At 61.1% G+C, this 20,089-nt stretch carries 15 protein-coding genes; 9 read left to right on the forward strand and 6 right to left on the reverse strand.

Annotation, left to right across the window (positions count from 1 at the left end; translation table 11 throughout):
• Positions 1–160 precede the first annotated feature (160 nt).
• Entirely contained in the window at positions 161–1,549 is a 1,389-nt protein-coding gene (gene cysS, locus PspS35_RS17875) for a cysteine--tRNA ligase (RefSeq protein ID WP_159936126.1), read from the reverse strand.
• Positions 1,550–1,570: 21 nt separating this feature from the next.
• On the reverse strand, positions 1,571–3,271 hold the full coding sequence (locus PspS35_RS17880) for a glutamine--tRNA ligase/YqeY domain fusion protein (RefSeq protein ID WP_159936127.1): 1,701 nt from the start codon (positions 3,269–3,271) through the stop codon (positions 1,571–1,573).
• A 247-nt stretch (positions 3,272–3,518) separates the two neighbouring features.
• Here PspS35_RS17880 and PspS35_RS17885 point away from each other — a divergent pair, with 247 nt between their 5' ends.
• Together PspS35_RS17885 and lpxH are read left to right on the forward strand one after the other, a co-directional pair.
• The gene (locus PspS35_RS17885; RefSeq protein ID WP_159936128.1) at positions 3,519–4,022 is read left to right on the forward strand and encodes a peptidylprolyl isomerase; all 504 of its coding nucleotides are present in this window, start codon (positions 3,519–3,521) and stop codon (positions 4,020–4,022) included.
• The gene (gene lpxH, locus PspS35_RS17890) at positions 4,019–4,768 is read left to right on the forward strand and encodes a UDP-2,3-diacylglucosamine diphosphatase (RefSeq protein ID WP_159936129.1); all 750 of its coding nucleotides are present in this window, start codon (positions 4,019–4,021) and stop codon (positions 4,766–4,768) included. The genes PspS35_RS17885 and lpxH overlap by 4 nt, the downstream gene beginning before the upstream one ends.
• Positions 4,769–4,845: 77 nt before the next feature.
• Here the strand turns inward: lpxH and PspS35_RS17895 are convergent, their stop codons facing one another.
• From PspS35_RS17895 to PspS35_RS17910, 4 genes are read right to left on the reverse strand one after another with little or no spacing between them, the layout of a single operon-like run.
• Positions 4,846–6,375 carry a DHA2 family efflux MFS transporter permease subunit gene (locus PspS35_RS17895; protein ID WP_159936130.1) on the reverse strand — a complete coding sequence of 510 codons (1,530 nt, stop codon included), beginning with the start codon at positions 6,373–6,375 and terminating at the stop codon, positions 4,846–4,848.
• Positions 6,375–7,571, reverse strand: a complete 1,197-nt coding sequence (locus tag PspS35_RS17900; protein ID WP_159936131.1) for an efflux RND transporter periplasmic adaptor subunit — start codon at positions 7,569–7,571, stop codon at positions 6,375–6,377. Before PspS35_RS17900 ends, PspS35_RS17895 begins: the two co-directional genes overlap by 1 nt.
• A gap of 15 nt (positions 7,572–7,586) precedes the next feature.
• Positions 7,587–9,038, reverse strand: coding sequence for an efflux transporter outer membrane subunit (locus PspS35_RS17905; protein ID WP_159936132.1), 1,452 nt, complete (start codon positions 9,036–9,038; stop codon positions 7,587–7,589).
• A complete protein-coding gene (locus tag PspS35_RS17910) occupies positions 9,035–9,508 on the reverse strand; it encodes a MarR family transcriptional regulator (protein WP_159936133.1) in 474 nt (157 codons plus the stop codon). The genes PspS35_RS17905 and PspS35_RS17910 overlap by 4 nt, the downstream gene beginning before the upstream one ends.
• A 196-nt stretch (positions 9,509–9,704) precedes the next feature.
• Between PspS35_RS17910 and PspS35_RS17915 the strand changes: the two genes are divergently transcribed.
• The 7 genes from PspS35_RS17915 to PspS35_RS17945 all read left to right on the forward strand — a co-directional run bounded on the left by PspS35_RS17915 (position 9,705) and on the right by PspS35_RS17945 (position 20,072).
• Positions 9,705–10,664: a fimbrial protein gene (locus PspS35_RS17915; protein ID WP_159936134.1), complete on the forward strand. Its 960-nt coding sequence runs from the start codon at positions 9,705–9,707 to the stop codon at positions 10,662–10,664.
• 54 nt (positions 10,665–10,718) lie between these two features.
• Positions 10,719–13,511, forward strand: a complete 2,793-nt coding sequence (locus PspS35_RS17920; protein ID WP_159936135.1) for an ATP-binding protein — start codon at positions 10,719–10,721, stop codon at positions 13,509–13,511.
• Positions 13,498–14,685 carry an EAL domain-containing response regulator gene (locus PspS35_RS17925; RefSeq protein ID WP_159936136.1) on the forward strand — a complete coding sequence of 396 codons (1,188 nt, stop codon included), beginning with the start codon at positions 13,498–13,500 and terminating at the stop codon, positions 14,683–14,685. Before PspS35_RS17920 ends, PspS35_RS17925 begins: the two co-directional genes overlap by 14 nt.
• Positions 14,686–14,768: 83 nt before the next feature.
• Positions 14,769–17,912 carry a hybrid sensor histidine kinase/response regulator gene (locus tag PspS35_RS17930; protein ID WP_159936137.1) on the forward strand — a complete coding sequence of 1,048 codons (3,144 nt, stop codon included), beginning with the start codon at positions 14,769–14,771 and terminating at the stop codon, positions 17,910–17,912.
• 23 nt (positions 17,913–17,935) lie between these two features.
• Positions 17,936–18,583 (forward strand): response regulator, encoded by a 648-nt coding sequence (locus PspS35_RS17935; RefSeq protein ID WP_159936138.1) that lies wholly within the window; start codon positions 17,936–17,938, stop codon positions 18,581–18,583.
• 85 nt (positions 18,584–18,668) lie between these two features.
• Positions 18,669–19,250, forward strand: a complete 582-nt coding sequence (locus PspS35_RS17940) for a fimbrial protein (RefSeq protein WP_159936139.1) — start codon at positions 18,669–18,671, stop codon at positions 19,248–19,250.
• A gap of 72 nt (positions 19,251–19,322) precedes the next feature.
• Entirely contained in the window at positions 19,323–20,072 is a 750-nt protein-coding gene (locus tag PspS35_RS17945; protein ID WP_159936140.1) for a molecular chaperone, read from the forward strand.
• Positions 20,073–20,089 lie beyond the last annotated feature (17 nt).

Raw genomic sequence — 20,089 nt, forward strand, 5'->3', positions numbered from 1 at the left:
CCCTGTGGGAGATGTCGAGCTTTAGCGAGGCTTCGAAGACGGCGGCACTGTCGGCAGAGGGTTCGGCTGACACACTGTTATCGGGTGAGCCGCTCACTAAAACGACGTGCAAAAAAACGCCCCGAACCAGTCGGGGCGTTTTTCATTCAGCAATCAACGATCAGGCCTGATCAGCCAACCGCCATGTCGTCCCGCCCTTGCCGTCTTCCAACACCACACCCATCGCGGTGAGTTGGTCACGGATACGGTCGGATTCCGCCCAGTCTTTACCAGCCCGAGCCGCCAGACGCGCCTGGATCAGCGCATCCACCTGCGCCGCATCCACACGCCCTTCGGCGCCGGCTTGCAGGAAGTCATCGGCTTGCATCTGCAACACGCCCAGCACGCTGGCCAGTTCCTTCAGACGCGCCGCCAGGCCCGCCGCCGCGTCGAGATCACTCTCGCGCAGGCGATTGATCTCGCGCACCATCTCGAACAACACGGCGCAGGCTTCGGGGGTGCCGAAGTCGTCGTTCATGACTTCAGTGAAGCGTGCCACGAAGGCTTCGCCGCCAGCGGGCGCAACCACGGGCAAACCTTTCAACGCGTGGTAGAACCGCTCCAGGGCGCCCTTGGCGTCCTTGAGGTTGTCTTCCGAGTAGTTGATGGCGCTGCGGTAGTGGCTGGACACCAGCAGGTAACGCACCACTTCCGGGTGGTACTTTTCCAGCACGTCGCGAATGGTGAAGAAGTTGTTCAGGGACTTGGACATCTTCTCGCCATTGATGCGGATCATGCCGCAGTGCATCCAGGCGTTGGCGTAGGTCTTGCCGGTGGCGGCTTCGCTCTGGGCGATTTCGTTTTCGTGGTGCGGGAACTCAAGGTCGCTGCCGCCGCCATGAATGTCGAAGGTCTCGCCCAGGCAGCAGGTGGACATCACCGAGCATTCGATGTGCCAACCCGGACGCCCGGCGCCCCACGGCGATTCCCAGCTCGGCTCGCCGGGCTTGGTGGCTTTCCACAGCACGAAGTCGAGGGGGTCTTGCTTGGCTTCGTCGACTTCGATGCGCGCACCGATGCGCAGGTCTTCGATCTTTTTGCGCGACAGCTTGCCGTAGCCCATGAACTTGGCGACGCGGTAGTACACGTCGCCATTGCCTGGGGCATAGGCGTAACCCTTGTCGATCAGGGTCTGGATCATCGCGTGCATGCCAGGGATATGGTCCGTGGCACGCGGCTCCATGTCCGGCTTGAGGATGTTGAGGCGCGCCTCGTCCTCGTGCATGGCGGCGATCATGCGCTCGGTCAACGCGTCGAACGACTCGCCGTTTTCGTTGGCGCGGTTGATGATCTTGTCGTCGATGTCGGTGATGTTGCGCACATAGGTCAAGTCATAGCCGCTGAAACGCAGCCAGCGGGTCACCAGGTCGAAGGCAACCATGCTGCGGCCGTGGCCGATGTGGCAGTAGTCGTACACGGTCATGCCGCACACGTACATGCGCACCTTGTTGCCATCCAGCGGCTTGAAGACTTCTTTGGTCTTGCTGAGCGTGTTGTAGATCGTTAGCACGATGAATCCCTTAAGACTAAATCACTGGCCCCACGAATCACGCAAGGTCACGGTACGGTTGAATACCGGAGCACCAGGTTTCGAGTCCTTGATATCCGCGCAGAAGTAACCTTCGCGCTCGAACTGGAAACGGTCTTCCGGCTGTGCGTCGCCAAGCGATGGCTCGGCACGACAACCAGTGAGGACTTGCAGGGAGTCAGGGTTGATGTTGTCGAGGAAACTGGCGCTGTCTTCAGCCTTCTCGGGGTTCGGCGAACGGAACAGGCGATCGTACAGACGCACTTCGCACTCGATACTGGCCGCAGCCGGCACCCAGTGAACCACGCCCTTGACCTTGCGGCCTTCAGGGTTCTTGCCCAGGGTGTCTGGGTCGTACGAGCAGCGCAGTTCGACGATGTTGCCATCGGCGTCCTTGATGGCTTCGTCGGCACGGATCACGTAGCTGCCGCGCAGGCGCACTTCGCCATTCGGCTCCAGGCGCTTGTAGCCTTTTGGCGGCTCTTCCATGAAGTCATCACGGTCGATGTAGATTTCACGGGCGAACGGCAGCTTGCGCACGCCCAGTTCTTCTTTTTGCGGATGACGCGGCAGTTCGAGGTTCTCGACCTGGTCTTGCGGGTAGTTGGTGATCACGACTTTCAACGGGCGCAGCACGCACATGGCGCGCGGGGCGTTGGCGTCCAGATCCTGGCGGATGCTGAATTCGAGCATGCCGAAGTCAACCACGCCGTCGGAACGGTTGGTGCCGACCATGTCACAGAAGTTGCGGATCGACGCCGGGGTGTAGCCACGACGGCGGAAGCCCGACAGGGTCGACATGCGCGGGTCATCCCAACCAAACACGTGCTTCTCATCGACCAGTTGCTTGAGCTTGCGCTTGCTGGTGATGGTGTAGTTCAGGTTCAGGCGGCTGAATTCGTACTGACGCGGATGTGCCGGAACCGGCAGGCTGTCGAGGAACCACTCGTACAGCGGACGATGGCTTTCGAATTCCAGGGTGCAGATAGAGTGGGTGATGCCTTCGATGGCGTCCGACTGACCGTGGGTGAAGTCGTAGTTGGGGTAGATGCACCACTTGTCACCGGTCTGGTGGTGATGGGCATGGCGGATGCGGTACATGATCGGGTCGCGCAGGTTCATGTTCGGCGAAGCCATGTCGATCTTGGCACGCAGTACGCGGGCGCCGTCGGCAAACTCACCGGCGCGCATGCGGGCGAACCAGTCCAGGTTCTCTTCCACCGAACGGTCGCGGAACGGGCTGTTCTTGCCCGGCTCGGTCAGGGTGCCACGGTATTCCTTGGCCTGCTCGGGGGTCAGGTCGTCGACGTAGGCCTTGCCGGCCTTGATCAGCTCGACGGCCCAGTCGAACAACTGGTCGAAATATTTGGAGGCGTAGCGCACTTCACCGGACCATTCGAAACCCAGCCACTTGATGTCGCTTTCGATGGCGTCGATGTATTCCTGGTCTTCCTTGGCCGGGTTGGTGTCGTCGAAACGCAGGTGCGTGACGCCACCGAACTCCTGGGCCAGGCCGAAGTTCACACAGATCGACTTGGCATGACCGATGTGCAGGTAGCCGTTGGGCTCTGGCGGGAAGCGGGTGACGATCTGCGTGTGCTTGCCCGAATCCAGGTCCGCCTGGATGATCGGGCGCAGGAAATTGACCGGAACGGCAGGTCCGGCCTTGGAATTCGAGGTAGGGTCGACAGTGGGCTTGCTCATAGGATCCTTGAACAGACAGGTTCGTGGCCGTTAAAGGCCAGATAAAACAAAGCGCTTATCATAGCCGAAGCTGTCAAGCCGCTGACAGAGCGTGGCCAAAAACTGCTGCATTTAATGCACCGGCGGTAAAAAACCACCTCGAAATTCCCGCCGAGCACGCTAAACTGCGCGCCTTGGCCACCGTTTAGCCAAACAGGTCAGGCGCTGCGGCGCCAAAACCCACGAATTTCCTGAAAGAGTAGTGAACATGACTCAAGTCAAACTGACCACCAACCACGGTGACATCGTCATCGAACTGAACGCCGAAAAAGCGCCGATCACCGTCGCCAACTTCATCGAATACGTGAACGCCGGCCACTACGAAAACACTGTTTTCCACCGTGTCATCGGCAACTTCATGGTCCAGGGCGGCGGTTTCGAGCCAGGCATGAAAGAGAAGAAAGACAAGCGCCCAAGCATCCAGAACGAAGCGGACAACGGCCTTTCCAACGACAAGTACACCGTCGCGATGGCCCGCACCATGGAGCCGCATTCGGCCTCCGCGCAGTTCTTCATCAACGTGGCCGACAACGCCTTCCTGAACCACAGCGGCAAGAACGTGCAGGGTTGGGGCTACGCCGTGTTCGGTAAAGTCACCGAAGGCAAGGACGTTGTCGACAAGATCAAAGGCGTGTCCACCACGTCCAAAGCCGGTCACCAAGACGTTCCAGCCGAAGACGTGATCATCGAGAAAGCCGAGATCGTTGGGTGATATTGCTGATTTCAGATTTGCATCTGATCGATACGCGCCCGGACATTACCCGGGCGTTTCTGGATCTGCTCCACGGCCGCGCCCGTGGCGCCCAGGCGTTGTACATTCTGGGGGACTTCTTTGAAGCCTGGATTGGCGACGACGGCATGACCCCCTTCCAACGCTCCATTTGCGAGGCTCTGCGTGAGCTGAGCGACAGCGGCACCCCGATTTTCATCATGCACGGCAACCGCGACTTCCTGATCGGCAAGGCATTCTGCAAAGCAGCAGGCGCCACCTTGCTCAAGGACCCGAGTGTCGTGCAGTTGTATGGCGAACCTGTGCTGCTGATGCACGGCGACAGCCTCTGCACCCGCGACCTTGGCTATATGAAGCTGCGGCGCATCCTGCGTAACCCGATTGTGCTGTTTATCCTGCGCCACCTGCCCTTGCGTACCCGCCACAAGCTGGCGCGCAAGCTGCGCAGTGAAAGCCGTGCGCAAACACGCATGAAAGCCAACGACATCGTCGATGTGACGCCCGAGGAAGTCCCACGGGTGATGCAGCGCTTTGGCGTGCGCACCCTGGTCCACGGCCACACCCATCGCCCCGCCATTCATAAGTTGCAGATTGGCGAGCAGTCGGCCAAGCGCATTGTGCTGGGGGATTGGGACAAGCAAGGCTGGGCGTTGCAGGTGGATGAGCAAGGGTTTGCGTTGGCGGCGTTTGATTTTGTGAACCCGCAGTTGGCGCTGCCTGGCGCCTGATCCAATGTGAACAGAGAGCAAAATGTGGGAGGGGGCTTGCCCACTCCCACATTTGATTGCATTCCAGCCCTTGCCGATCAGTGCCCCGAAGCAGCCGGCCCCGCTTTTGCGGTAAACGGCGGCTTCGCCAGCCACACCAGCAACATCAACGCCATGAACATCCACCCCAGCAACGTGAAGTAATCCACGGTGGACATCATGTACGCCTGGCTGGTGAGGATCTGGTCCAGTTGCGCATAGGCCTTGTGCCCTGCCCCGCCGAGCGCCTGCAAGGCATCACGGGTGGCCGAGTCGTAGGTAGTCATGTTCTCGCTCATGTACGCATGGTGCTGGTCGGCCCGGCGAATCCAGATCCAGGTGGTCAGCGACGCCGCGAAGCTGCCGCCCAACGTGCGCAGGAAAGTCGCCAGGCCCGCGCCGTCGGCAATCTGGTGCGGGGGCAGGTCGGACATCAGGATGCTCAGGGTCGGCATAAAGAACAGCGCCACGCCAATGCCCATGAACAACTGCACCAGGGCGATGTGGGTGAAGTCCACTTCATTGGTGAAGCCGGCGCGCATAAAGCAGCTCAGGCCAATCGCCAGGAACGCCAGCCCCGCCAGCAGGCGCAGGTCGAATTTGTGCGCGTACTTGCCCACGAACGGTGACATCAGCACCGGCAGGATCCCGATCGGCGCCACCGCCAGGCCAGCCCAGGTGGCGGTGTAGCCCATCTGGGTTTGCAGCCATTGCGGCAGGATCAGGTTGATGCCGAAGAAGCCCGCGTAGCCCAGGATCAACACGATGGTGCCGATGCGAAAGTTACGGTGGGCAAACAGGCGCAGGTTGACCACCGGATGCTTGTCGGTCATTTCCCAGATGATGAACACCGCCAGGGCAATCACCGAAATCGCCGCGCCGACGATGATGAAGTTGGATTCGAACCAATCCAGGTCGTTGCCCTTGTCGAGGATGATCTGCAAGGCGCCGACCCCCACGATCAAGCTCAACAACCCGACGTAATCCATCGGCTGGTAACTGGTGACCACCGGGCGCTTCTTCAGTTGCGAACGCACCACCATCACCGCAAAGATGCCGATGGGTACATTGATAAAGAAGATCCAAGGCCAGCTGTAGCTGTCGGTGATCCAGCCACCGAGGATGGGCCCCGCAATCGGCGCGACCACCGTGACCATCGCCAACAACGCCAGGGCCATGCCGCGCCTCGCCGGTGGGTAGACCGCGATCAACAGGGTCTGCGTCATCGGGTACAACGGCCCGGCGACCAGGCCTTGCAGCACCCGGAAGCCGATCAACTCAGGCATGGACGTGGAAATCCCGCACAGGAACGAGGCCAGTACAAACAGGATCGTGGCCCACAGAAACAGCTTCACTTCGCCAAACCGGCGGCTCAACCAACCGGTGAGCGGCAAGGCGATGGCATTGCTCACCGCAAACGAGGTGATCACCCAGGTGCCCTGCTCCGAACTCACGCCCAAGTTGCCGGAAATGGTCGGCAACGCCACGTTGGCGATGGTGGTGTCGAGCACCTGCATAAAGGTCGCCAGCGACAGGCCAATGGTGGCCATCAACAGGCTGGGTGGCGTGAAGGAGGCGTTATTGCTCATCAGCGCTGCACAGCCTTGGGAGCGGTGACGCTATTGTCATGGATCAACTGGGTGATCATGGCATCGGCTTCAGCCAGTTGGCGGTCATACACGTTGGTGGTGAACGAGGCTTTTTGTGGCGCTTGTTGCGCCAGCACCGGGCCGCTCTGGTCGTGCAGGTCTACGCTCACCACAGTGCTCAAGCCCACGCGCAGTGGGTGCTTGGCCAGCTCTTCGGCATTGATATGGATACGCACCGGCACCCGTTGCACGATCTTGATCCAGTTACCCGTGGCGTTCTGTGCCGGCAACAGGGCAAACGCGCTGCCGGTGCCGGCGCCAAGGCTGTCGACGGTGCCGCTGAACTTGACGTCGCTGCCATAGATATCCGACTCGATGTCCACCGGCTGTCCGATGCGCATGTCGCGCAGTTGGGTTTCCTTGAAGTTGGCGTCGATCCACAGCTGGTTCAGCGGGATCACCGCCATCAACGCAGTGCCCGGCTGCACACGCTGGCCCAGTTGCACGGTGCGCTTGGCCACGTAACCGGTGACCGGAGCGATCAGCGTGCTGCGCGCATTGGTCAGGTAGGCCTGGCGCAATTGCGCGGCGCCAGCTTGCACGTCCGGGTGGGACGAGATCACCGTGTCGTCCACCAACGCGTTGCTGGTCTTGAGTTGCTGCTCAAGGTTGGTCAGGGCGTTCTTCGCGGCGGTCAGGCTGTCACGGGCGTGGGACAGTTCTTCCTGGGAAATCGCTCCACCCTGGGCCAGGGTTTTACGCCGATTGAAGTTGTCCTGGGCGGTCTGCACGTCGGCCTTCTGCGCGTTGACCTGGGCCTTCATGCCGTCGACGTTGCTGTACAAACCGCGTACTTGGCGCACAGTGCGCGCCAGATTGGCCTGGGCACTTTGCAGGCCGACCGCGGCATCATTCGGGTCAAAGTTGATCAGCACCTGGCCTTCGTGGACCAAGTCGCCATCGTCGGCGCCGATACTGACCACCGTGCCGGTGACCAGCGGGGTGATTTCCACCACGTTGCCGTTCACGTAGGCGTCGTCGGTGCTCTCGTTGAAGCGCCCGTAGAACTCGTGCCAGGCCCATACGCCAACAACGCTGAGGATGACGATCAGCGCAAGGCCAACCAACATGACTTTGCGTTTGCGCGGGTTGCTGTCGTTTGTGTCTGTTGCGGTGTTGCTGTCGGCAGTGGCCATGACAAATACCTCAAATTATTCCGTGCGAGTGGCTGGGGTGGTCGACGCCACGTTGTCGGCGCTGTAGCCGCCGCCCAGGGCCTGCATCAATTGAATCGACAAAGCGATTTGCCCGGCATTCAAGGTCGCCAACTGACGCTGGGCCTGGAGCAATTGCTGCTCGATGCTGAGCACGTCCAGGTAGTTACCGATCCCCGAGCCGTAACGCTGAACCACGGTGTCATAGGACTGCTGGGCAATGTCCGTGGCATGTTGCTGGGCCAGGATCTGCCGGCCGGTTTCGCGCAGTTGCGACAGGGTGTTGCCGATATCACCCAAGGCTTGCACCAGGGTTTTGTTGTACTGCGCCACGGCCAAGTCGTAGTCGGCATCGCGGGCATCAAGGTCGGCGCGCAGGCGGCCGCCATCGAAGATCGGCAGGGAGATCGTGGGAGCGATATTGAAGAAGCGGCTCGGCGAGCCGAACATCGCGTCCCCCAGCAACGACTCAGCCCCGGCGCTCGCGCTCAGGTTGAGGTTGGGGTAGAAGCGCGTCTTGCTCGCCGCAATGTCCTTGCTAGCGGCCTCGACTCGCCAGCGCGCAGCGATCAGGTCCGGGCGCCGGCCCAGCAGTTCGGCAGGCAGCACCGACGGTACGGCGACGGCAGCCGGTGTCAGCACGCTGGGGCGCGCCAGTTCATTACCACGATCCGGGCCTTTGCCAAGCAACACGGCGAGGGCGATCTTGGCGCTCTGCAGTTGTTTTTGCGCATCGATCAACTGCGACTGGGAGCTGGCTTCCAGGCTTTCGGTCTGCTGGTACTGATACTGGCTGTCGATACCCGCGCTCAGGCGGCGTTTGCTCAAGTCAAGCATCTGCCGGGTGCGCTTGAGGTCGTCGGTGGCCAGGTCACGCACGATATGGGCCTGGCCCAGGTCGCTGTAGGCCTTGGCCACATCGGCGGCCAAGGTCAGGCGTGCGGCCTGCTGGTCGACTTGCGCGGCGCGTGCTTGGCCCAGCGCGGCTTCCCAGGCGGCGCGCTGGCCACCCCAGAGGTCAAAGGTGTAATTGAAGCTGGCGCCGATTTTTCGCACGGTGGAGTAGGCATCGCCCTGCCCCAGAGGGTCCTGGTCCTTGGCCAGCCGCGAGCGTGTCACACCGGCGCTGGCATCCAGGGTCGGCATGCGCGACGCATCGGCGGCGTAAGCGGCCGCTTCGGCCTGGTGGGCACGGGCGCTGGCCACTTGCATGTCGGGGCTGTTTTGCAGGGCTTCATGGATCAGGCCATCAAGCTGTGGGTCACCGAGGCTTTTCCACCAATCGGCGCTGGGCCAGGCCGCGTTCGACAGGGTCACGCCGCTCAGGGACTGAGCGGTTTGCAAGGTGTTGGCATCGAGACGCCGGCCTTGGGTGTCGAGGCCACTGAAGTTGGCGCAACCGGCCATGCTCATGGCCACGAGCACCAGGCATAAGGCACGTGTATTCATTTCTTACCTACCCGCAGGATAGTGATGGGATCACCCGCCGCTATCAGAATTTTCTTGAGGATCTTTTCCAGGGTTTCCAACTCGCCAGGCTCCAGTGCGCCCGCCAGTTGGTTCAGCGCCTGGGCGCCGATGTGCGGCAGCATGTCCGCCAGGCGCTGGCCGTCCTGCGTGAGCACCAACTGCACTTGGCGGCGGTCCAGCTCGGAGCGCTGGCGACTGAGCAAGTTCTTTTGCTCCAGCCGGTCGAGCATGCGGGTCATCGAACCGCTGTCCAGGGACAGGTGGCGGCACAGCTCCGCCGGGGTGTCGACGCCGAACTGGGCCATGATGATCAACACCTTGAACTGCGCGGCAGTGATGCCGTGAGGTTCCATGTGGGTGTCGATGATGCGGTCCTTGAGAATCGCTGCGCGGCCCAGCAACAGGCCGAGATGGCAGTTGTGGAAGTTTTCAGGGGTGAAGTGGGGCATCGAAAGTCACCTTATTACTGCCTAGGCAGTTAATGTATGACGAGATGTTACTGCTTAGGCAGCGAATGTCAAATGGAATAATTAGCTTGCTTGGTAATTCGCGGATGAGGAGTGGTTTCTAAGGATTGCCTGATGGGTATCGGCGGGCTGCGTGGCTAATGTGGTGTGCTCTTTGGCCCACACACAAAACTCCCTTATGAAGCGCTTGAAACAACCATTGATTTTCGCTGCAGTGATGTCGCTGGCTTACTCGTCAGCCGCCGTGGCGGCAACGGACTGCACGTTCAACGGCTCCAACAGCATAAACGTTAATTTCGGAGCAAGCCTGGCGAACGGCAGCCTGACGATCGCGCGAGACACGCCCAACGGAACGGTGGTCTACGAGGAGTCCCAGTCGATGATCGCTACCGGTTGGAGCTGTAACGAGACTGCGCCCTACGGGGTACTCATGAATCCTTCGCTTGGGTCTGTTTCCGCCAAAGTCTCGACTTTTCCGTTGGGTAACACAGGGCTCTCGTTTCGCATTTGGATAGACGCTTTGAGCCGCTACGAATCCTCCGTGCGCCCAATGGAGCCAGGCAACTATGGCATCCCCGCTGGCAGTTACCGACTCGAAATCGTCAAATCAGGCGAATTGGCCTCGCAGGTCAAAATCGAAGCCGGCAGCCTTGCGACCCTGATACACAATAACCTGACCCTGAAAGCCTTCCTCCTGAGCAACCCGCTGATCTTGAACGCGTCCTCCTGCCAGACGCCTTCCGTCCAGGTCGCCATGGGCGACGACTATCAACTGCATGAATTTGGCGACGCTGGCGCAACCCCGCGCACGGTCCGCTTCGACATCGGCCTGAACCAATGCCAGGCCGGCATCAAGAAAGTGACCTATGCGCTCAAGCCCACCACCCCCGTCATCGACGCGGCCAAAGGCATCGTCGCCCTGAACGGCAGCTCCACCGCCACCGGCATCGGCCTGCAAGTGATGGATGAGGCCGGTCAACCCATCGTGTTCGGCGCGCCCTACACCTTTGGCGGTTTCACCACCACCGGGACGAATTTCAAGATTCCCTTGTCGGCAGCCTACTATCGCCTGCCCACCGGCGAGCTCAAGGCCGGCAGCGCCAACACCGAAGTCACCTTCATCATGAACTACCTTTAACAATCTAAGGATCGTCTGATTTTTCCTACACCCGGCCACCCCTAGAGTGCCGGCATGCGATTAAAAAACTACCTCCACCAGATCAGCCCGGTACTCTCCACGCCGCACACCGCACGGCGCCTGTTGCGCATTTTTGCGCTGGTGCTGCTGGTGGGCATCGTGGGCGGGGTGTACAGCTTTCTGCTGTTTACCTTCAACAATGAAGTCTCCCAACGTCGCAGCTATATGAGCAGTGCCATTGCCGAGGCACATACGTTTTTCACCACCCGTGAAGCGTTGCTCGAAAGCCTGAGCCTGTCCGCCACGCGTAAAACCGAATTAAGCGAGCCGCTGTCCGATGAAGAAATCCGCCTGTTGCTGGGGCAAACGCCCGGAAAGCAATGGAGCATCTGGCTGACCCAGCGCATGCGCGACTACCTCAAGGCCAAGCAGCTCAACCTGTTGTATGTGGGCACCGAAGGCGGCGTGTTGCGGCTGTACAACGCCACAGCAGCGACCACGCTGTTTCCCCAGGCGATGCTCGATCAACTGGAAGCGCTCAAGCTCACAAAAACGCTGCAGGAACTCTGGTTGACCCACGCCCTGGACGGGCACTCACAGCTGTATATCTTCATCCGCCTGGACGAGCGTGACGTGAACTCCGGCTGGCTCGGCCTGGAAATGGACGACCGTGAAGTCTCCAGCGCCTTGAGCGACCACAGTGCCGGTGAATTCACCATGTTCAACGCCCAGGGTGTGGCGCTGTTCAGCAATAGCCGCAAGCCGCCGCCGGGGCAGCACCTGCCGTTGTTGCGGCAACAGGACTTCTTCGGTTTTGTCGGTGCCGGCTGGTTGCCCGAGCAATTGGTGTTGCGCAAGCAGCTCAAGTCCTCGGATTGGCAGCTCACCTACTCCATCGACTTGCGCGCGGTCCTCTGGGCGCTGTGGCCACAAATGTTCGGCGCGCTGGTGTTCTGCCTGTTGAGCATCAGCCTGGTGTGCCTGCTGACCCGCCGCCTGGAACAACGCTTCATCACCCCGGCGATCCACCGTATCCAGGCACTGGTGGAAAGCGAGTTGTTCAGCCGCGATGTGATCCAGACTGCCCCGGTGGCGCTGTGTGTACTGCGGCGCACGGACGGCCAGGTGGTGCTGGAAAACACCCTCGCCCGCCAATGGCTGGGCCACTGCGGCGAACAATTGGGCGCCGGTTGGATTCGCGATGCCTTCGACGCCAGCCCACCGCGCTTCACCGATTACTTCCAGACCGCCGACGGCCGCCACCTGTACCTCAGTTGCGCCCCAACCCGCTACAAAGGTGAAGACGTGTTGCTGTGTGCATTCAGCGACATCAGTGCGCGCACGCAAATCGAAGCCGCATTGGAGCAGGCACGCCAATCGGCCGACGCGGCCAACGAAGCCAAGACGTTGTTCCTCGCCACCATGAGCCACGAAATCCGCACCCCACTGTACGGCGTATTGGGCACCTTGGAGTTACTCGCCCGCACGCGCCTGGATACCCAGCAGAAGAGTTACCTGCGCGCCATCGAAGGCTCATCCGCCACCTTGCTGCAATTGATTTGCGATGTGCTGGATGTGTCAAAAATCGAAGCCGGCCAGTTGGCCCTGGAGCTGAGCGAATTTTCCGTGCCGGGCCTGGTGCAGGAGGTGGTGCAGGGTTACGCGGCGGCGGCGCAGAGCAAAGGGTTGCAGCTGTATGCCTGCCTTGATCCGCAATTGCCAGAGCGCTTGAAAGGCGATGTCAGCCGCGTGCGGCAGATCCTCAATAACTTGCTGAGCAACGCGGTCAAATTCACCGATTCCGGGCGTGTGGTGCTGCGGGTCAAGCTGCTGGGGCGTGAAGGCGAACGAGTGTGCCTGCAATGGCAAGTCTCGGACACCGGCAAAGGCATTGCCCACGACGACCAGGCCCTGATCTTCGACCCCTTCTACCAGACCGAAGGCAACACACATGTGGTGGCTGGCACCGGCCTGGGCCTGCCGATTTGCCTGCGCCTGACCCATTTGATGAACGGCACCCTGCGCCTGGTCAGCGAGCCGGGTCTGGGCAGCAGCTTTTCCCTGAGCGTGCCGTTGGAACAGCCGTGTGGCAACGCGTCGTCAGACGGCCCGCCGACCTTGGCGGCAGACACCGTGTATGTGGTCTCACCCATCCACGAGCTGGCGCACAGCCTCAGTGGCTGGCTGCACCGCTGGGGCGCCCGCCCGCAGATCGGTGCGCCGGCTGGACGGGAGCCGGGCGTGTTACTCGAACTGCATCAGGGCGGCGTCGAACCCCGGTCGACCGCGCCGTGGCACGGGCCACGGGTACTCGCCAGCGGCGATGGCCCACACGAACCGCAACTCACCGAGCACGGCTGGAAGGTCAACCTCAATGACCTGCGGGCCATCCAACAGGCGGTTCGCCAAGCCCAGGGCGGCCAACCGGCCGAGCCCCAGACACCCGCTGAGCACCGCGATCTACGCCCCTTGCACCTGCATATCCTGGTGGCCGAAGACAACGTGATCAACCAACTGATTCTGCGTGACCAGCTCGAAGAGCTGGGCTGCACGGTAACGCTGGCCAGCGACGGTGAAGACGCCTTGGCGCAGTGGCACGACGGCACATTCGATGTTGTCCTGACCGACGTCAACATGCCAACGCTCAATGGCTACGAACTGGCCGAAGCACTGCGTCGCCTGGGCTGCACCACCCCCATCATCGGTGCCACCGCCAATGCCCTGCGCGGTGAAGACGCCCTGTGCCTCGCCGCTGGCATGAATCACTGCCTGGTCAAACCTTTTACGCTGCGAGCCTTGTTCACTGCCCTGGCTCCCTACCAAAGAGTCATCCATGAAGCGCTGTAGTATTTTGATTGTCGAAGACCACCCCTTCCAGCACCTGTACTTGCAGAACCTGTTCAATGCATTGGGCGACTTCGACCTGGAGTACGCCAGGGACGGCGAAACCGCATTGGCCTGCCTGAAACGGCGCAACTTCGACCTAGTGCTCACCGACCTGCTGATGCCCGGCATGGACGGCGTGCAATTTATCCAGAGCCTCGCTGCACAACCCTCACGCCCCGCGCTGGCGATCATGAGCGCGGCGTCACGGCGCATGTTGATGGGCGCCAGCCTGGTGGCGAGCAACCTGCAAGTGACGGTGATCGGGCTGATTTCCAAGCCAGTGAACGCCGCCGCCCTGCGCTGCCTGATCGATCAGTTGCACGCCCTGCGCCAGACCGAACCGCCGCCAACCCAGCCGGGCATCAACCGCGACAGCCTGTTGCATGCCCTCGACAACGGCCAACTGCATGCCTGGTTTCAGCCCAAGAAAGCCTTGGAGAATGGTCGCATCGTCGCCGCCGAAGCCTTGGTGCGCTGGATTCATCCCGAGCACGGCACGCTGTTGCCCGGCGTATTCCTGCCGGCACTGATCGCCTACGACCTCGAAGAATGCCTGCTGTGGCGCATGCTGCAACAATCAATCCTAGCCCAAGCTGCCTGGCGTCAACGGGGGTATGACATCCCGGTGTCGATCAACCTGCCCACTCATCTGCTCAACAGCCACGACCTGCCCGACCGTATCCTCGACTTCGTGCTGGCGCATCAAGGTTTGCCTGCGCGGATCTGCTTTGAGTTGATGGAGTGCTCGGTGCCCGATGACATCAGCAATTTCTACGCCGGCGCCTGCCGACTGCGGATCAAGGGGTTTAGTCTGTCCCAGGATGATTTTGGCAAGGGCTACAGCTCGTACATGAACCTGGTGTCGGCGCCCTTCACCGAAGTGAAGATCGACCGCGCGCTGGTGCAAGGCTGCAACGCCAGCGAAGAGTTGGCCCAGGCGCTGGCCAGCATTGTCAGCCTGGGCCGCCAGCTGGGCTTGGTGGTGGTGGCCGAAGGCGTGGAAACCGCGCAAGAACTTGCGCTGTTGCGTAAGATCGACTGCACTCAGGTCCAGGGTTTCCTGATCTCCCACGCTGTGTCTTCGGATCAGTTCCAGCAATTGCTGTCCCATGACGGGCCGGCGAACGTCTATTGACCCGCAGCAGGGTGTGGCCGAACGTCATTCGCTCCAGAGGTCAATGTGTCCAAAGGCTGCTCCATCATCGTCCAGGCACTGTAATGCAACATCCCAACGCCTTCCTGGAGAAACTGGCCAGCAGCTCACTGCGCCTGAACAAAGGCTTGCTGGTACTTGGCGCCCTGGCGCTGTTGCTGCTGGGCGTCAGCTACTGGGGCGTACAGCGCATGCTCGACGAGCAGCGCGACACCCTGCAGTTTCACTTCGCCCGACTGATGGAGAATATCCACGAGCAGGAGGTGTTCTTGCGTGACATCTCGCGTGAAAGCCTCAAGGACACGCTCGACCCTGCGACCCTGTTACCACCGGTGGTGCAAAAAGCGCTGCCTGAAGAAGGCCCGAATATCTATGAGGGCCGTGGCCTGCCGTTTTCCCTGCCGTACAGCGTGAGGATCAACCCGCACAAGATCGCCGCCCCCCAACACCCCAAAGTCTTTGCGCTGGGTACCTACCTCGCCGCCTACTACAGCGCCTTCTGGGCGGCGTCGCACTATCAGTCGCCCCAAGTGATCCTGCTCAATGGCCCGGACACTTTCGACGTGACCGTGCCCGCCACCGGGCGTTTGCGCGGTGCGGGGCAAATACCGGTGGGGGCATTTGTCGAAGTGATGACGCAGGTGGACGAGCACCTGCGCATGCAGAACACCTCGCAACCGAACCATCAGGTGCATTGGGCGCCGTATCAGGCGGATCAGGCCGCCCCTACCTTGCTGGCCTACATCGATATCAACCTGACCGGGACAGCACTGAGTATCGAGGGCGCGAACACCTGGGTGGTGGTGGGCTCGCTGCTGAACCTGTCCCAGGTCAATAACATCGAGCGGCTGATGCAGTGGTCGATCTACGACGACTTCACCTTGGTAACGCCCGCCGGCGCGGTATTGACCGGTGCCCTGAAGCCCGGTGAGGTGTTGGATGAGGGGGTGAATTTCACCCGCGACGGCCTGGTGTTCAAACTGACCAGCCCCGGTGAAGAGCGCTGGACGGCGATCTACGTCATCAGTCTGCGCAGCTTTTTGAACTACGCACTGTGGCCCTTGCTGTGCCTGATCACCCTAGTGCTGGCGCTGCTGGGGTGCAGTCGTGCGCTCAATCGCTGGTACGCCGCACGGGTCATCCTGCCCGCCCAACGGGCCCACGCCGGCATTGCCGAAAGCGAAGCATTCGGCCGCGCAGTGATTGATACGGCGCCGACCGGCCTGTGCGTGATTCGCCGCAGCGACCACCACGTGCTCCTGCAAAACCAACGTGCTCAGGCCTGGCACGACACGCGCCAATTGAAGGACCTGCTCAAGGCCCATGCCGAAGCAGGGCACGCCGACCTCGAACTCGACGGGCGCCACCTGCACGTCGCCTTCGTGCCCACCCGCTACCAGGGCCAGGATGCCTGGCTCTGCGCGCTGCATGACGTGACCCGGCACATCGAAGACGCCGCCGCCCTGGACGACGCGCGCCGGGCCGCCGACTCGGCGAACCAGGCCAAGAGCCGTTTCCTCGCCACCATGAGCCATGAAATCCGCACACCGCTGTATGGGGTGCTAGGCACCTTGGAACTGCTCGGCCTGACCGCCCTCGCCCCGCGCCAGCAGGATTACCTGCACACCATCCAACGTTCCTCCGCCACTCTGTTCCAATTGATCAGCGATGTGCTGGACGTGTCGAAAATCGAGGCGGGCCAAATGACCCTCGAGCCGCAAGCGTTTTGCCCGCTGGAACTGACCGAAGACTGCGTGCGCACCTACAGCGCCTTTGCACGCGCCAAGGGTTTGCAACTGTATGCCTGCATCGAGGCCTCGCTACCCGACCGGGTACGCGGCGATCCGCTGCGCATCCGCCAGGTTCTCAACAACCTGCTGAGCAACGCGATCAAGTTCACCGACAATGGCCGCGTGGTAGTGCGGGTGCGCGTGCTGGAAGACGCACGCGTGCAGTGGCAAGTCAGCGACTCGGGCGTGGGCATTTCCCAGGCCCAGCAACAGCAGTTGTTCGACCCGTTCTACCAGGCCAACGATGCGACCAGCCAAGGCGGTGCGGGCCTGGGCCTGGCGATCTGCAAATGGCTGTGCGAATTGATGCACGGCCAACTCAAGGTGGTCAGCGAGCCTGGGCTGGGCAGCAGTTTCACCCTGGAGCTGCCCCTGGAATCGATGCCCGGCAGCTTGGCCAACTGCCCTTCATTTGCACCCCAGGCGCCAGCCGTCTACGTCCGCGCGCCAGTCGCCGAGCAAGCGCAGCACCTGATCGATTGGCTCAACCGGCTGGGCCTCGACGGCCGCCCGTTCACGGCCGAGACGCCCGCGCAGGCGTTGCGGGTGGATTTATGCTGGCGGACCACTGACGCACATCAATCCGTGCCCCGCGTCGTCGCCACACCGGGCGGGCCCAACCCGCCGTTGTGGGACGGTGCCAACTGGGCCGTCGACGCCGATGACGTGCGCGCCATCGCCTGGGCGGTTTACCTGGCGCACCACGGCGAGCACGCCGGCCATCGTCCTTCAGTCGGCGAAAAAAACCGCGACCTGAACCTGAAGGTGCTGGTGGCAGAAGACAACGTGATCAACGCCGCGATCATCAAGGAGCAACTGGAAGCCCTGGGCTGTTCAGTCATCACCGCCGCCAACGGCGAACAGGCGTTGATGCAGTGGGCACTGGGGCGCTTTGACCTGGTGCTGACCGACGTGAACATGCCGATCATGAACGGCTACCAGTTGGCCGAGGCTCTGCGCCGGCAGGATACAACCTTGCCGATCATTGGCGTCACCGCCAACGCACTGCGCGAAGAAGGCGAACGCTGCGCTGCTGTCGGCATGAATGCGTGGCTGGTCAAGCCGCTGAGCCTGGCCACATTGCGTGCCCAGCTTGAGCAGCATTGCGAGATCGCGCTGCCCCCCGCAGTCGCCGCCCCACTGCAACTGTCGCCCAAAATGCGCAAGCTGTTTGTCACGACCCTGCGCCAGGATGTGATTGCCACCCTGGCGGCATTGGAGTGCGCCGATGCCAATCGGGTGGCGCAACACTTACACAGCATGGCCGGTGCCTTAGGCGCAGTGCAGGCCGGCGAGATGGCGACGGCCTTTGTCGAGCTGGAATGTCGCTTGACCGGCATGGCCGTCACGCCGGCATTGGCGGCTGACGTGCAGCAGCACCTGGAGCGGTTGAATGCCTTACTCAATGCCCTTGAATAATTTCAGACTGGAAAATCACACTCATGGAAACCCTCAACGTTGTCATTGCCGATGATCACCCCATCGTACTGGTGGGGGTGCGAGAGCTGATTGAGCGGGACGCACGCTTTCGCGTGGTCGGCGAGGCCGTGTCCCCCAGCGAACTGGTCAGCCTGCTGGAGTCCCGGCCCGTGGACCTGGTGATCACTGACTTCAATATGCCCGGCGACTCCCCCTACGGTGACGGCCTCAAGCTGGTGGAATACCTGACACGGCACTTCCCCAGCGTGCGTGTGCTGGTGCTCACCATGATCTCCAACCCCTTGATCCTTACGCGCCTGCAGGAGCTGGGTGTGCTGGCAGTCATTCAGAAGAACCAGTTGCATGCCGAGATCCAGGCCGCACTCAAGGCCATCGCCCGTGGCAACCCGATTCGCAACAGCGCCCCGGTGCCGGCATCGGTGAGGGAGTCCGGCATGGACCTGGATGAACGGTTTACGCGGCTATCGCCCAAAGAACATGAAATCTTGCGTTTGTTTGTCTCGGGGCAAGGTGTCAACGAAATTGCGCGCGGGTTAAATAGAAGTGCCAAGACCATCAGTACGCAGAAAGTAGCAGCCATGCGCAAACTAGAGGTGAGTAGCGACCAGGATTTATTGGCTTATTGCATCGAACGCAACTTGTTCAACTAACCGTAGTTTCTAGGGATCGTCTGATTTATCACTCAGGTACCCCGCTATATCGTGTTGATTCACAACCAACAACGGTATTACTCACATGAAAACCTTTTCTCGGGCACTGCTCGCCTTGTCTATTGTTGTCGCTGCCGGTCATGCCGTGGCCGCGCCTACCCTGGCGGGCGGCGGTACCCTCAACTTCACCGGCACCATCAACGTCGATGCCTGCTCCGCCAGCGCAGGCGGGGTTAATAAAAACATCTCCGTGGACATGGGCAACGTATCGGTCAAGGACATGGGCACCGTGGCCGCGCCTAAAAGCAACGGCACCCTGAGTGCACAGAACTTCGACATGAAGATCAACTGCAACACCGGCGCCAAAGTGTCGATGACCTTTGAGCCGACCAAAGGCGCAGGTTCGGGCATCGCTACTGGCGGCAAGGTCCTCAAGCTCGTCGAAGGCATGGGCGCGGCCAAAAACGTCGGCATTGCGTTGCTCGACGGGAATGGCGCGCTGATCGACCTGAGTTCACCGACCACGGCAATCATCGAAAGCCCGCTGCAAGGCGGCAACACCTCGCTGAAATTCTCGGCGGTGTATGTCACCACCGCCACCGACGTCTCCACGGTGGTTGCCGGGCGCGGTGACGCCACACTGCCGTTCGTCCTGCAATACGAATAAGCCGAGCCCACACTCAGGCGCTGTGCGGAGCCAACCGGCCCCGCACTCCCATTCATTTGCGCGGTAACCCTCATGTTTTATCGTCACGCTTTGTCCGTTTGCGCAGGCCTGCTGGAACTGTTGCTGATCAACCCGGCGACGGCCGGCATTTCACTGAGCGGCACGCGCCTGGTCTTCGACGGCGCGCACAAGGAAGCCGGAATCACCGTGCGTAATAGCGGTAACGACGTGCTGATCCAGTCCTGGATCGACACCAATGCCGACGACGCCACTTCTGTGCCCTTTGCCGTCACCCCACCACTGGTGCGGGTCAATGGCAACGAACAGCAACTGTTGCGGGTGATCTACGAAGGCACGGGCATGCCAACCGATCGCGAGTCGGTGGTGTGGCTCAATGTGCAGGAAATTCCCCAGGCATCGAAAACCCCGAATACCTTGCAGCTGGCCGTACGCCAGCGCATCAAGGTGCTCTTTCGCCCTGCGGGCATGAAAGACAACGCCTATCTGGCCCCCGCCGAGTTGTCGTGGCGGCTGGTCGAGCGCGGCGCAAGGAACGTGTTAGTGGTGAATAACCCCAGCCTGTACCACGTGTCGATTGCCGAAATCACGTTGCAATCCGGCGAACTCAGTGAACATCCGTTTGACTCCACCATGATCGCGCCCGGCGAACAAAAAGAGTTCACGCTGAAAAAACTGACGCAGAGCCCTGCGCCGCGTTTGTTATTCAGCAGTATTAATGACTATGGCGCACGCGATCGTTATACCGCGCAACTTTCCAACTCAGCCAACATTCAGGCGAGTTTGGTCAAAGAGTCCCCTTAGTTGGCAAGCTGTTCTTC

Origin of the sequence: Pseudomonas sp. S35, assembly GCF_009866765.1 — a bacterium.
Lineage (GTDB): Bacteria > Pseudomonadota > Gammaproteobacteria > Pseudomonadales > Pseudomonadaceae > Aquipseudomonas.